Origin of the sequence: Sphingobium sp. B2 (assembly GCF_007693735.1) — a bacterium.
In the GTDB taxonomy this organism is placed as follows: domain Bacteria; phylum Pseudomonadota; class Alphaproteobacteria; order Sphingomonadales; family Sphingomonadaceae; genus Sphingobium; species Sphingobium xenophagum.
Genome location: NZ_VDBZ01000004.1, coordinates 111,761 through 124,548, shown reverse-complemented (window position 1 = coordinate 124,548; position 12,788 = coordinate 111,761). Strand labels below are relative to the sequence as shown.

The 12,788-nt window shown below is 61.8% G+C and carries 15 protein-coding genes; 5 read left to right on the top strand and 10 right to left on the bottom strand.

Annotation, left to right across the window (positions count from 1 at the left end):
• Positions 1-8 precede the first annotated feature (8 nt).
• The 3 genes from FE851_RS21470 to FE851_RS21460 all read right to left on the bottom strand — a co-directional run bounded on the left by FE851_RS21470 (position 9) and on the right by FE851_RS21460 (position 3,591).
• Positions 9-1,211 carry an ATP-binding protein gene (locus FE851_RS21470; RefSeq protein ID WP_145206724.1) on the bottom strand — a complete coding sequence of 401 codons (1,203 nt, stop codon included), beginning with the start codon at positions 1,209-1,211 and terminating at the stop codon, positions 9-11.
• 95 nt (positions 1,212-1,306) lie between these two features.
• Positions 1,307-1,858 carry a hypothetical protein gene (locus FE851_RS21465; RefSeq protein ID WP_261371149.1) on the bottom strand — a complete coding sequence of 184 codons (552 nt, stop codon included), beginning with the start codon at positions 1,856-1,858 and terminating at the stop codon, positions 1,307-1,309.
• Between the two features lie 65 nt (positions 1,859-1,923).
• On the bottom strand, positions 1,924-3,591 hold the full coding sequence (locus FE851_RS21460; RefSeq protein ID WP_145206722.1) for a sensor histidine kinase: 1,668 nt from the start codon (positions 3,589-3,591) through the stop codon (positions 1,924-1,926).
• Positions 3,592-3,747: 156 nt separating this feature from the next.
• Between FE851_RS21460 and FE851_RS21455 the strand changes: the two genes are divergently transcribed.
• Entirely contained in the window at positions 3,748-3,915 is a 168-nt protein-coding gene (locus FE851_RS21455) for a hypothetical protein (RefSeq protein WP_232016558.1), read from the top strand.
• Positions 3,915-5,312 (top strand): DUF6880 family protein, encoded by a 1,398-nt coding sequence (locus FE851_RS21450; protein ID WP_145206721.1) that lies wholly within the window; start codon positions 3,915-3,917, stop codon positions 5,310-5,312. Before FE851_RS21455 ends, FE851_RS21450 begins: the two co-directional genes overlap by 1 nt.
• A gap of 37 nt (positions 5,313-5,349) precedes the next feature.
• On the opposite strand, the gene FE851_RS21445 is transcribed toward FE851_RS21450, so the two are convergent.
• The 3 genes from FE851_RS21445 to FE851_RS21435 form a co-directional block, all read right to left on the bottom strand.
• A complete protein-coding gene (locus FE851_RS21445) occupies positions 5,350-6,306 on the bottom strand; it encodes a hypothetical protein (protein WP_145206720.1) in 957 nt (318 codons plus the stop codon).
• Between the two features lie 120 nt (positions 6,307-6,426).
• Positions 6,427-6,639, bottom strand: coding sequence for a hypothetical protein (locus tag FE851_RS21440; RefSeq protein ID WP_145206719.1), 213 nt, complete (start codon positions 6,637-6,639; stop codon positions 6,427-6,429).
• 93 nt (positions 6,640-6,732) lie between these two features.
• A complete protein-coding gene (locus FE851_RS21435) occupies positions 6,733-7,929 on the bottom strand; it encodes a DUF932 domain-containing protein (RefSeq protein WP_145206718.1) in 1,197 nt (398 codons plus the stop codon).
• 184 nt (positions 7,930-8,113) lie between these two features.
• On the opposite strand from FE851_RS21435, the gene FE851_RS21430 reads away from it, so the two are divergent.
• Both FE851_RS21430 and FE851_RS21425 read left to right on the top strand, forming a co-directional pair.
• Complete coding sequence (locus tag FE851_RS21430; protein ID WP_019052737.1) at positions 8,114-8,386, top strand: hypothetical protein; 273 nt, start codon at positions 8,114-8,116, stop codon at positions 8,384-8,386.
• Entirely contained in the window at positions 8,376-8,927 is a 552-nt protein-coding gene (locus tag FE851_RS21425; RefSeq protein WP_186378960.1) for a type II toxin-antitoxin system VapC family toxin, read from the top strand. The genes FE851_RS21430 and FE851_RS21425 overlap by 11 nt, the downstream gene beginning before the upstream one ends.
• A 51-nt stretch (positions 8,928-8,978) precedes the next feature.
• On the opposite strand, the gene FE851_RS21420 is transcribed toward FE851_RS21425, so the two are convergent.
• From FE851_RS21420 to FE851_RS21400, 4 genes are all read right to left on the bottom strand, one after another.
• Positions 8,979-9,320, bottom strand: a complete 342-nt coding sequence (locus tag FE851_RS21420; RefSeq protein ID WP_145206717.1) for a hypothetical protein — start codon at positions 9,318-9,320, stop codon at positions 8,979-8,981.
• A gap of 423 nt (positions 9,321-9,743) precedes the next feature.
• Positions 9,744-10,442 (bottom strand): hypothetical protein, encoded by a 699-nt coding sequence (locus tag FE851_RS21410; protein ID WP_145206716.1) that lies wholly within the window; start codon positions 10,440-10,442, stop codon positions 9,744-9,746.
• Positions 10,443-10,532: 90 nt separating this feature from the next.
• Complete coding sequence (locus tag FE851_RS21405; RefSeq protein WP_261371148.1) at positions 10,533-11,150, bottom strand: hypothetical protein; 618 nt, start codon at positions 11,148-11,150, stop codon at positions 10,533-10,535.
• Complete coding sequence (locus tag FE851_RS21400; protein ID WP_145206715.1) at positions 11,143-11,628, bottom strand: hypothetical protein; 486 nt, start codon at positions 11,626-11,628, stop codon at positions 11,143-11,145. Before FE851_RS21400 ends, FE851_RS21405 begins: the two co-directional genes overlap by 8 nt.
• A 187-nt stretch (positions 11,629-11,815) precedes the next feature.
• Between FE851_RS21400 and FE851_RS21395 the strand changes: the two genes are divergently transcribed.
• The gene (locus tag FE851_RS21395; protein WP_145206714.1) at positions 11,816-12,715 is read left to right on the top strand and encodes a MucR family transcriptional regulator; all 900 of its coding nucleotides are present in this window, start codon (positions 11,816-11,818) and stop codon (positions 12,713-12,715) included.
• Positions 12,716-12,788: the final 73 nt, after the last annotated feature.

Here is a 12,788-nt window from a genome sequence, read left to right as displayed (position 1 = left end):
CTCTCCGTTCAGACCAGGCCGATAACGGGCGTATCGACGACACGCAGGCGCAACCGGGCAGACAGCCGCGCGATCCGCGTATCGCCGCGCGGCATGGTGTCGGACGCACCGATCGCGGCGAGCAGGTCGAGCCCGGCATCGATATCGTTCGCAGGCAGGGCAAGGTGCCGCACCAGATCGTCAGCCGTGGTGGCGTTGGGCGCTATGCTGCCCAGCGCGCCGACAATCCGTGCAGCGGCGGGGGCGGCGGGATCGAGGAGGAAGGCGTCGAGCGCGCGTTGGCCTCGCATGGTCACCTGGTTCCCTCTGGTCGGCGCGACCTCGCGCAGGGTGTCAAGATCGAGCAGGGTCCGGCTCTCGTCCGCGTCGAGATCGGCGGCAGGAACGAGATCAGGCGTGCGCCCGATATGGGGAGTGATCGTGGTATCGATCTTCGCCAGCACCGGCGTTGCCGCGAGCGCCGGGCCGAAGGCGAAGAACTCTCCGGGCGGAAGCTGGCGCAGCAGCGCCGCCTGATCGCTGCCGAACCCCAGAAGGTCGGCAGCGCGCGCGACATCGCGGTCGAAGACGTTGAGGCCGATCAGATGATTGTGAAGTTCGGAAACCACCGAACTTGCAAGCTTGGCGAGGCGCTGGGTCGCGATTATCGTGCCAATGCCGCGCTTGCGACCCCGCGCGCACATATCCGTCAAGGTGGCGACCCCGAGGCGGCGGGTCTCCGCGTCGCGGGCCGAGGCTGCCATATGTGGCGCGAGCAGATGCGCCTCGTCGATACATACCAGCACGGTGTGAGCCCAATGTTCGCGCGGCGTCGAAAGCAGGCCCGCAAAGAAGGCCGCCGCTTTCTCGATGCGATGATCGGGCTCCAGATCGGTAAGGTCGAGATGGAGGGCGATACGATGCTGCCGCGTTCGCAGCGCGAGCGCTGTGAGACCATCATTGGCATATTCGCGTGCGATGACCGTCGTTGCGCCGATATGGGTAGCAAGGTTGGCGAACTCGCCTTCCGGGTCGATGATGATGGTCGTGAGATAGTCGAAGGCTTCTTCGATGATCCGGCGCAGCGTCTGGCTTTTGCCCGCGCCCGAAGATCCCTGGATCAGACAGCGCCCCGCCATCAGCTTGCCCAGATCCAGTTCGAGCGGACTGGTCGATGAGCGGCCGAGCGGGACTTTCGTGTCGCGGGTGAAATCATGATTGGCGATCGTCATGGGATATGCGCCTTTGCCCGGCGGCGCTGAGAGCGGCCGGAGATTCTGGTCGAGGGAAAGGGCTTGAGGCGACAAATGGCCAGCGGGCCTGGCGATCAGGGATGCTTGTGCTGCGATCCCTCGATCGACTGTTCGGAGAGCGTGGCGTCCTTTTCACAGGCCTCGCAAAAAGCTGCGTCGAACACGGCGCCGAGCGCCCAGTCCTGGGCATCATCGTCCCAGCGCGCCCAGGCATCGCGCATCACCTCGGCGCTGCCACATGCAGAACAGCGGATCGTGATCCTGGCAGCGGGGTTTGCGGTCCCGGCGTCGCCCGTTGCCTCCCCCTGCCCGGCCGCGAAGACCGGGAACCGATCGGAAGGCGGTTCATCACGGTCGAAGCTCAGCCAGTTCGCTCCAGCCTTGCGGGCGTCCGACAGCAAAGCCCAGAATTCGGGCGAAAGCCCATCGGGGCGGTCGGGCCAGTCATCGATAAAGCCAAGATGGGCCCAGAAGCCATATTGGTGCGCTTCGATCGACAAGATCGGATGATCGACGATGATCCGACCGCGCCTTCGCGGCGCGTGCTGGATCAGCCGGTCGATGGCGTCATGCTCGGCGCACGGAAGATGCGCTGTCGAACAGGCGCACACGGGGAAGCGGCGCATGGCCGGTCTCCTTGATTGGGTTGGGACAGGGGTGACAGGCGCGGCGAGCAAACTCGGGCACCCTTTTAATTCGGCAAGAAATCGACCGTGATGGCACCGCGCTCGGCGTGAATGACGATCTTGCGATCGAGCGGGATCAGCCAGCTCAGATTATCCCATGCGCTCATGTTGATGGCTTCGAGGGTGGCAGCGTCCTCCCCAAGGAGGATATGCGTAGCGTGCTGCCGCGCCTCGCGTTCGAAGGATCGCGACTGGGTGTCCCAGCTGTCGCAGTCGCCATCATCAGCCCCACAGAAGATCGTCGCATAGATCATGCGGCTCAGTCGGTCCGGGGTGATACCATCATCGCGCGTGGCCAGGATGATGGCCTCCGCAATATCCCAACCGCCATTGCGGCAGACGAGCGCCGGGATTTCGATGGAATGGAAGCTGTGTGGCGCGTCCGTGCGACCGGTTTCACAAACCGTCAGCTCGATGACGATCCGGTCGACCAGGCCACAAGCGAAATCGGCGGGGAGACACATGTCGTCGTCATAGCGATGCACGGAGCCTTCCCGGTCGATGCGCAGTGAAATATCCCGGATGACCGGGAGATCATCATACCAGGCGTAGCCTTGCAGCGCGTCTTCCGCCTCGACGAGTTGCACATCCTCAATGGGCGGTTTGCCCCGCGCCAGCGCAAGCGCCTGCGCGATATCGGGCTCCAGCGCCGGCACGATCAGCATTGCGCCTTCAGGAGCGATCATGCGGCTGCTTCGCCCATGACAGTCATCGGCGGTCTGCGGCCGCCAGATCGCCAGCCCTGAGCGCGCCTGCGGCAGCGTGACGCCCAGCTCGCACGCCCGCTGCCAGGCGGTAAAGGGCAGCCGATGGTCCGGTCGGGTCGCGATGGCCTTGTACAGGATCTGCTCGGCAGCGTCTCGAAGGGCCTTCAATGCCGCGTTGTCGATAACCTCCTTGCGCGCCGGCAGAACCATATGAATTTCCGGCGCATCCATAATATCGATCCGGACCGTCCAGAGACTGCCATTGTCTTTTTCTTCCCGAACCGTCGGCAAGGCGCATTTGACGCGGTGCCCGTGAAAATTGATGCGTTGGTCTCTTGGCCAATCAGGATCCCGGTCATAGACACCGATACGGCAGCCGCAGGCGTTTTCGACAAACATGGCGTCCTTGAGAAAGTCTTCCCGGAGCAGCATCGTTTCGTTCAAGGTGACCGGTAAGGGATAGTGACGGGCTGCATCGGCGACGACCGCAGACAAGCCTTGCTTCCAGTCGGGCGGCAGTTCGATCGAGATCAGCGTGCCCCAACCGATCATGGCCGGGGCGATGGCAAGCGGCGCGCCGCTGTCCCATGCGTCTGCCGGAATCTGGACTTTCCAGGCCATGCCCGCAGAGGGAGAGAAGGACTGGATTTCGACCGCGCGGCCGGCAAGGCTGAACATGCCCATGCCGGCCGGGTCTTCGCTGCGGGCAATGTCATCGCCCCAGCCCGAATGGCCCAGCATCAGCAGGGCGGCGGGATCATCGATGCCGCAGCCATCATCGCGGATCTGCAGAAGGTATCGGCCGTCCTGTTCGGTCAGATCGACCGCGATGCAGGTGGCACCGGCGCGCCTGGCATTCTGGAACATCTCATGAAGGCAGTCCCGGCTGTCGCCTGAAAAAAGGCGTGAAGCGCGGCGGATCGCGTCCGGACTGACGGCACTATGGATCGTTGGGGGAAGGGGCATGGCGGTCTCCCTGGTTCCGGACTGGAACCCATCATCCCTTCCCCTCTTCCTCCCCTCCATTTGTCGTCAAAGGGCATGGTGCCCGTTGAGGCCCATGTGCAAGCTGCTGTTGCGGCAGCGGTCCCCGGCTGCGAAGAACGAGGAATGCCTCAGGATATGGATTCGCAACTGACCGCCTTGCTCCGGCGCCTGCCGGACTGGATGCGCCGGGACATCGCCGCCACCGATCCAGCACGGCGCGAACGCGCCGAGGAGGCACTGCACGCCATGCTGCTTGCCCTGATCCAGGGAACAGCAGGGTCGGTATCAGGGCAGGACGGCTGATGGCGGCCTCCAGGAAGGGCAGTCGCGGTTCGGGCAAGATGACGTCCGAAGCGATCGCGGCGCTGGGAGCCGGTCGCCTTGCCCGGCTTGTTCTCGCCCAGGCCGAGCGTGACGCCGTCTTCGCCCGCGCCGTCCGCATGGAACTGGCGGCCAAGCACCATGGCGGCGCGCTGGCCCACGAGATCGACAAGCGACTGAAGACCATCCGGCGTTCGCGCGGGTTCGTCGAATGGGACAAGGCCCCTGCACTCGCGCGCGAACTCGATCAGTTACGCGAAGCGATCATGGGGCCGCTGGCCGAACACTCTCTGAGCCAGGCGATCGATAGCATGCAGTTGTTCCTGAGCCTTGCCGAGCCGGTGTTCGAAAGGTCGGACGACAGCAGCGGGTCGCTTGGCGAGATATTCCGGCAGGGCGGTGAGGATCTTGGCCGACTATGGTGCCAGGCGGACATGTCCGATGTCGAGCTGCTGGCAGGTGACATTCTGATGCTTGTCGAGGGCGACGGTTATGGCGTCTTCGACGATCTGCCGGAAGCGGCTTCTCCAGCCTTGGGGCAGAAGGGCCGCGCAGCCTTGCGCGGGATGCTGCTTGAGCGGCAGGCGGCCAAGACAGGGAATGACCGGCGACAGTTCGACTATAAGGTCGGCTGGCTGCTACCCAAACTCGCCGATCTCGACGGCGATGTGGACGCCTATATTGCAACGGTCGATCCCGATCGTCGCAACCCCCTGCTCAATGCGCAGGTGGCCGCCCGATTGATCGCACATGGTCGTGCGGCAGAAGCCCTTGACTGGATCGACGCACCGGTTGAGCGCAGCCATAACGAGCGCGAGCTTGCCGATCTCAAATTACGGGCCTTTGAGGCGCTCGGCCGCGGGGACGATGTACAGGCGCAGCGCAAGGCGATCTTCGACCGCTGGCTCGACGGGCAGGCGTTGCGCGACTGGCTCAAGGCTTTGCCTGATTTCGAGGATGTCGCCGCAGAGAGGCAGGCTCTCGATCAGGCCATGACCTATGATCGAGCGACATCGGCACTGGAATTCCTCATTGCCTGGCCCGATCTCAAGCGCGCGGGCAGGCTGACCAGGGAAAGGCTCGAAGGTCTGGAAGCCCGGGCCTATGACATTCTGCGTCCTGCCGCCGAGGCATTGTCTCAGGCCGATCCGGGTGGGGCCACCTTGCTCTATCGCCGACTGGTGACTGGCGTACTCGACCGGGCGAGTTCGAAATATTACCCCTATGCCGCGCGGGACTTTGCAGCCGCGACGGATTTGGCCGACCGTATCGCAGGCGATGTCGATGTCGTACCGCATGAGGACTGGCTGGCCGATCTTCGCAAGGTGCATGGACGCAAGATCGGCTTCTGGAATCAAGTCGCGGGGAAATTCGGATAATCGCGGAGAAGCCGGGGCGGCCAGATTGGAAACCTCCCTACCAATGGTGCAGCGGCAGTCCGTCGACGTCACTGCCGTCACAGTCGAAGAGCAGGAACTGGAAGCCGTGCGCGCGGCCGAAGGCGATGAGCCGCAGCAGATCCTGCGGCAATTGCGCACGGCGGTCATCATCAATGGCGCGCGTCGGTACGAACCAGCCATAGACCGAAGCCGCGATGTCGATCGGTCGATCACTGGGCGGCCAGGACGCCCATTTATCGAGGCATGAGGCGGTATGAACCGTCAGATGGGCGGTCGATAGTACACAATAGCGGCCTTGCTCGATCGATCCGGCAGCAAGGGGAGACGGGTTTGCGACGGGCGCAATACGTATGCGATCCTTCGTGCAGCTTTCCGACGGATGACATTCGAAATAGCTTGATATCGCTTCTGTGTCGGACAGGTTATCCGGGTCGCGCGCGTCGTCGATCTCGCTCCAATACTCACGGCAATAAGCAGCGATTTCCACGTCGAGAGCCATCGCATCGACCGCGACGTGGATATTCATTCCATGCCGATGTTCAATCACGGCAGTGTGGACCTCTATCGCCAGATGGTCCTCATGGCTGGTCCCGATCGCGGTTTGGGGGGGTGCGTCATATCCTATAGGTGGAAACGACGTCGATCTGACGTACCGAACGGGCGCAGTTGCGCGAATGACCGGACGGCGCGGATCTGACCAGTCGATCGTGTCGTCAATCCAACGGGGCACGAAATCCCAATCGAACGACAACGGATATTCGCCTTCGACGGTGCGCCATGCAGCCTCGACCGCATCGACCCAGCCTACCACGATCAGACGCAGCGCCGCCGTGCCGAGCGTATCGACGCATTTGCGTAAGGCGAGCGCCAGACTGCTTGCATCGGGAGTGGTCTCTGGCCGATCGCGCAATTCAAGGACGGCTTCCCAAAGACAAGCAGCGGTTTCGAGATGGGATAATGTGTAGCGGGTCATGGAGATGGCTCCAGGGGGAGGTGGCACGGCGCCCACGGTTCGGACAGCGGCTGGATCGGCACACCCGTCCCAGGATTCCGGTTCGCAAGTTCTGTCATCGAGATTGATCTCAGAGCATGATCAGGCCGTGCGGACGGTGGCGGTTCGGCTGAGGTCGGGAATGCGCGCATCGTCATAGACGCTGTTTACCGACATCTGCAGTGCCTGTTGCTCCGCAGCAAACCAGGTGGATGCAGGAACGGTGTAAGTCTCGGTGGCATATCGCTCGCCGCTGCTGAAGAAGGCGATGTCCACCACGAATTGCGGCAGGGGAAGGGACGAATGGGCGCGCATGGCGGCATCCTTTCATGACGATGGCCACCCCGGCGAATGACCGGGATGGCGAGGAGGGAGGTGGAGAAGGCATGAGAGCGGCGGCGTCGGGCCTCAAAGCGCCTGTTCGAGCAGCTTTCTGGCCTTGTTTTCCAGATCGAGGCGGTTGTCCTGATGCGGCTTCGCGCGCGCGAGCGCCGTTATGCCCTGGACGAAGTCATAGATGGATTCAGGCGGACGGCCTTCCTCGGCCAGCACGGTCTGGATGATCTTTGCCGTCTCGGCCTTGGAAAAGCCGCGCTTGCGCAGGAAGGGTTCGCGCTCTTCCTCCTTGCGCGCGACGATCCGCTCGCGAGCGGCCTTGATGCCGGAGATGAAATGCGACGGCGAGGAGTTTGCGAAATGCTCGAGCGCGGGCGCGGCCTGATGCGCGAAACGGGCACCGGCGAATTTCGAGTGGCGGATATTGACCTCCTCGAAATTCTCGACACCCCACAGGCAGCGGTTGGCACACACGCCGCGCAGATAAAAGGTCGCGATCCCGAGCGTTTTGGAGCCGACCTCACTGTTCCAGGCGTAGAACCCTCGAAAATAAAGGTCGGGATCGCCATTAGGAAGCTTGCCGGCCTCGATAGGGTGCGTGTCGTCCACGAGGAACAGGAAAATGTCCCGGTCCGATGCGTAGAGCGTGGTCGTCTCCCTGGTGATATCGACATGAGGGTTGTAGGTCATGCTGCCCCAATCGATGGTTCCGGGCACCTTCCAGCGCGTGTCGCCGACGCCATCGCCGGCAAAGGCCATCACCGCCTGGACCAGTTCCCAGTCGAAGATCCTGCCATATTCCGACCCGGTAGCCGCCCGCAATTCGGTGCGACCATTCTCGGTCTGGAGTAGTTTAACCTGCTCGCCCCGGTGGTTGATCAACCCATGCTGCAGGTTGATGCCGGCAAGCGCGGCAGGAAGCTGGCGCAGATAAGAGGCCGGGACACCGACGAGACTTGCGACCTGGCCGAAAGACCAGTTGGTGGGGGCAAGCGGTCGATCATCGCCAGGCGCCACCAGCATCAGCCGCTCTGGATTGTCGCTTTTCGCCTCGACCCGGATCGACCGGCTTTCAACGATACGCGTGGTCGCACGGTCCGCGCGGCCGCGCACGGCATCATAGAGACTGGTCAGCGAGAGATATTTCTCGTCGTCGGGACGGGAGAACCACTCGGACGATACGCGGCTGCTCATGCGTCCGCGCGAGACATCGATCCGATAGGGTGCCGTGACGCGGGGGCTTTCGTTCATGGGGGCAAGGGTCGCCATGGAAATCGTCTCCTTGAGATGCAGAGCGACAGGTGCTTCACCGCTCCTGTCACATCCCCGCCCCTCCCTTCCCTTTCGCGCACCGCGATATCGGGTTCACGAGACCCCGACCGGCGGCGGCAGGTACGACGGCGGCTTGTATGTTTTACAAATTGGCGTATATGTTCAACGAAAGGAGGCCATGATGGCGACGAAGCACGAGGATCATCTGTCCCAGCGACATGGAGCGGTCGTGGCCGCTGCCAAGGCGGCGGGTTTGCTGTCGGGCACGAACAGCGCGGTCGGCGCCCGTGTCCCGCGTGAACTCATCGATCGCGCCAAGATGCGCAGCGGCATCGCCTCGACCACCGATCTTGTCGAATATGCGCTCGCCAAAGTGGCGCTTGAGGATGATTTCGGAGCCAGGCTTGTGCGCCGAAAGGGCACGATCCCTGCGGATATTGCGCTTGGGATTTGATCGCAAGGCCTCGTTGCGCCGGATAAGGCCGCAGCGATCTGGTGCCAGGCTGTCGCGACGACCCGAAGAGGAATTGCCGCTGGTTCACAAGGCAGCTGTCATAGGCCGCGAGCTTCTGCTCGACACGTGTGTCTATATTGATGTGCTCCAGGGCAAGACACCGGTTGAAGTAGACTGTTTGCTGGAAAACAGGATCGTCAATCATTCCTGCGTGGCGCTTGCCGAGATGACCCACCTGATGGGCGCGCTCGATCCGGCCGACAAACGCACCGCGGCGGTCCTCAAGACGCTGGGACGGACAATCGACGATATCCCGGAGCATCGTCTGAGCGCCCCCTCCTCCCGCATGTTCGGAGAGGCCGGTATGCTGGCAGGCATGGTCACGAGGCTTTCTGGCCAACCCCATTCGATCGCCCTGCTCAACGACGCCCTGCTGTTTCTGCAGGCGGCGGCGACCGGCTGTGACCTGCTGACAGGCAACCGGCGCGACTTCGATTTTTTCGATCAGATCATTCCCGGGACGGGCGTCATCCTGTATTGAACCGTCACATAGGCACGGGAAACCGACCATGCTCGCGACCGCCAGGATCGGTCAGGCAACATGCCAGCAGCACCAGCGTTCAGCGGCCTGCCGAGGACTGAGCAGGCCATGATTGTCGGCACACCATGTACGGAAGGAAGGATCGAGCGCGAGCCCCTGATCGGCGAGCCGGTCGATGACGTCCTGCATGAAGCGATCGACTGGAGCGATGGCGGCCCCGGCTCGAGCATGAGCGACCGCAGCCTGAAGTTGCGTCACCAGTTTCTCGGCTTCATCGATCGAAATATCCTCGACGGCGCGTAATCCGCCGCGCGGTCCGCAGATGGCCAATGTTATGATTGCCGTGCCGGACGTCATCCGGCCCAGGGCGTCGATATGGACATGTCGGGACATGCCAATCTCCTATGATGTCAGGCGTGAGAATGTCAGAAGAGGCTCAACTGTCGCGGCATGGATCGCTGCGATCCCCCTGGTTCGTGCGATGGCGAAACGGCGCCTTGCGATGGTGATGTCGCGGCGGTGACGGTGGTCGCGCGTTGGGCGGTATCAGCCAGAGGTTCGCGATGCCGACGAAGGGCGAGCCGAGCGGTCCATCCCCCCAATATATGCGCCGGGGTGAACCAATTGTCCTGCATCTCACCCGATAGGGAGTTTCCGACCATGAGATGTGCTGGAATATGAAGCAATGAGAACTGGATATAGGCCATGTGGATCGCCCGCGGATCGTATCGCTCGCTGTCACATGAAGGTGCCGCTGATAATTTGCCCGATATCGCGCATGGCCTCGGCGAGCGCGATCACCATAGGAAATGGCGCTCAGGAAGCCCTTAGCCATTCGTAGAGAAGATGTTCGTCAGGACCATATTGCGAGCCGATGGCGATCCGGATCAGGCGGCCGTCGCAGGCGAAGGCGGAGGCCCTGGGAAAGGACAGGTAGGAACGACCTTCGAGGATCAGGTCGCCCGAGCGCACTTTGGTGATGTCGCGGGTCGTTCCAAGAAGTCGATGACCAGACGGCGCGTCCAGAAGCTTCAGCCGATCACCTGCTTTTACGCGCTTCTTGAACGCCGCCAGTGATAGGACCGTATCGACGGGATTGCGGATACCCTGACGTTTTGCCAATGCCGCCCAATAGGCCTGGCCGATGCGGACCTCACCGTAGAAACTGCATGACCAGAAATCCTGCAACGGATTGGTCCGCGTGAACCCGAACCGTTCCATCTGATCGCGCACCTCGACGATGAAGGCGTCCTGCGCTTCACGGCTGGTGAGGTCGTCAGGTGTATCGAGGATTTCCGCGATGACCTTGCGTCCGCCCGCAAATGTCTCGGTGCGGATCGCAAAGCTGGTGCCAGTCAAATGCTGGGCGAGATGGCGATCGATCCGGGAGGCGAGCGATGGCAACGCTTCGCCGGCGCGGTAGAGATCGCCTTCATAATGGAAATTGCCGCGTTCGTCATGGTCGGTCTGGCTATAGAGGCGCGCGGACGCGCCCGGCGCGTTAGCGTCGGTCATGATGTCATCCTTATGGTTCGATCAGATTTGGAGGGGCGAGTGCGTCAGGCCGGCGGCACTTCCATTGAGGGAGGCACGCTGTGGTCTGCTTCAGTTCGGGCAAGAGCCTAGTCGAGATAGCCAAGACGCGTGTCGCCATTGGCGACCTCGGCCTGACAATCGCCCGGGGGGATATTGTGGATAGTCGATCCGTGGATCAGGCGGTTCCACTGGTGGGGCCACTGCAGATCGGACCAAACGGCGCGCCAGCTCTTCCTGGGTGCTGGCAAATTCGACATGATCGGCAAATATCGCGCACCACCCTCCACCAAAACTGTCGCGACGTGGGCGCGAACAGCCATAGCTCCAGTCGAACCCGACAGGCGCGGCCTGCAAGCTCTCCTGGCAACAGCGCCGGATGAGTTCTGCAATCGGACCTGGCTGGAAGTCGGTCGTGCCATAAATGGCGACGATGCACTCGGCTGCTCCCGCGATCTCGATCTCGGCCCCGAAATGCGGGAAGTCCGGATCATCGAAAATCTCAAGGAGGCCGTTGAACGGATTGGCGAGATCGGTCGGCATGAAGGCGGCGAGGAATTCAGCGCTCGGTTCCCCCGGGGCAAAATCACCCAACAGGTCGGACGCGTGCTGCCACGCCTCCTCGATCAGCGCGCCGTCACCGGCCGTGCAGATGAACGCGAAGGACGCTTGAACATAATGGTCAGCCATGGACCGGCTCCATCATTGCTTCATCGATCGGTTCTTCATCGATGAGCACCAGCGGCGGCGGGTTCTGGCGTGCAAGCTGGTAGTCATTTTCGACTGCCACGATGCCTCCCAATTCCCGAATGCGTTCGATCGAGAAGAGCTGCTGGTCATCTTCAGTCGTCAGATAGTGTCGCGGTTCGCCATGGCCCCTGTAAACGGCGCGCACGGAGGGGAAGCTTTCCGCATATCCGCCCGACCATCGGACATAATGAAGGCCAAGACATCGACAGCTTTCTTCGATTCTCCCGAAGCATCCATTGGCCACTTCGTGATCCATTAAGGTGAGAGGATAATTTACAGGAAGATAGGCGGGATCGAAGGGCGTTCCGTCCCAGTCGACAGCCGCATTGTCGTTGCCGATCGACTGAACGAGAACGGGGTATTGCGAACGGGGAAGCACACCCCCTATCATGATATGCGCGGATACACGGTCGGCCATGACATGCCTTTCATAGTTACTGAACTCCAGTCGGTCTCTCCATCCTCACCCCCTCCCCTTTACCGGACCGTATGACCGTCACTCATTCCCGTCTTGCATGAGCTGCAGATTCCCGCTTAGCTACAGCGCAGTTCCAGTCCGGCGATAACCGGCATCCTCCATTCGTTTCTCAACCAGGAGTCCTTTCGTGGCCGATACCGAGCAGCCTGATTTTACCGCAATGACGGTGCAGTTACTGAGCGCCTATTTTTCCAACAATCAGGTCCCGGCCGGCGACATCGCCGGCATCATCGAAGCGACCCGCGGCGCGCTCGAACGGAAGGCCGATGTGGAAGTGCCAGCGGCACCCGAGCATGTTCCTGCTGTATCGATCCGCAAGAGCCTTGGCTCACGCGAACACATCATCAGTATGCTCGATGGAAAACCGTACAAGACCCTCAAGCGGCATCTGGCGGTCAACGGGCTGACACCCGCCGAATATCGCGAGCGCTATAATCTTCCCAGGGATTATCCCCTGGTTGCCCCTGCTTATTCGGAACAGCGGCGCACCGTCGCGCAAAAGCTCGGCCTTGGACGGCGGGTTGGCGCGAAAGCACAGGATGCAGTTCCGGTAGTGGAAGCATCACCCGTGGTAGAGGCGGCACCAGTTCTCGAAGCGACACCGGTTGTCGAAGTCGCGCCGGTAAGTACAACGGAAGCAAAGCCAAAGCGCGCCCGTGGTAAGGCAGCCGCTGCCAAACCCAGCGATCAAGCCGAAATCGTTGCGCCCGAGCCAAAGCCTGAACCTGCGAATGTGCCCGCACAAGCGGAGGCCGCGGCAATAAAGCCTGCCAGAAAGAAACTGGGCGTACAAACCACACCGCGAACTGCGAAGGCCCCGACAGCATCCGTGAAGGAGCCTTTGGAACCCGCAGTAGCAGAGCCCGCAAAGGCCAAACCTGCCAAGCCAGCCAATGGGAAAAGGGCAGTTGTAAAGACCGCAACGCCAACAGCTGCGGCATCCACGAAGCCGAAAGGTGCAGGGCGGCGGGTATCCGGTGTAAAGCAGAAGAAAGCGCCTGTTCCAGCACCGACATCTACGGAATAATGGTCACCGACGAGATATGGGTTTATCCAAACCCATATCTCGTCTGAACGCTGACCTTGCGAGCGTCATCGGT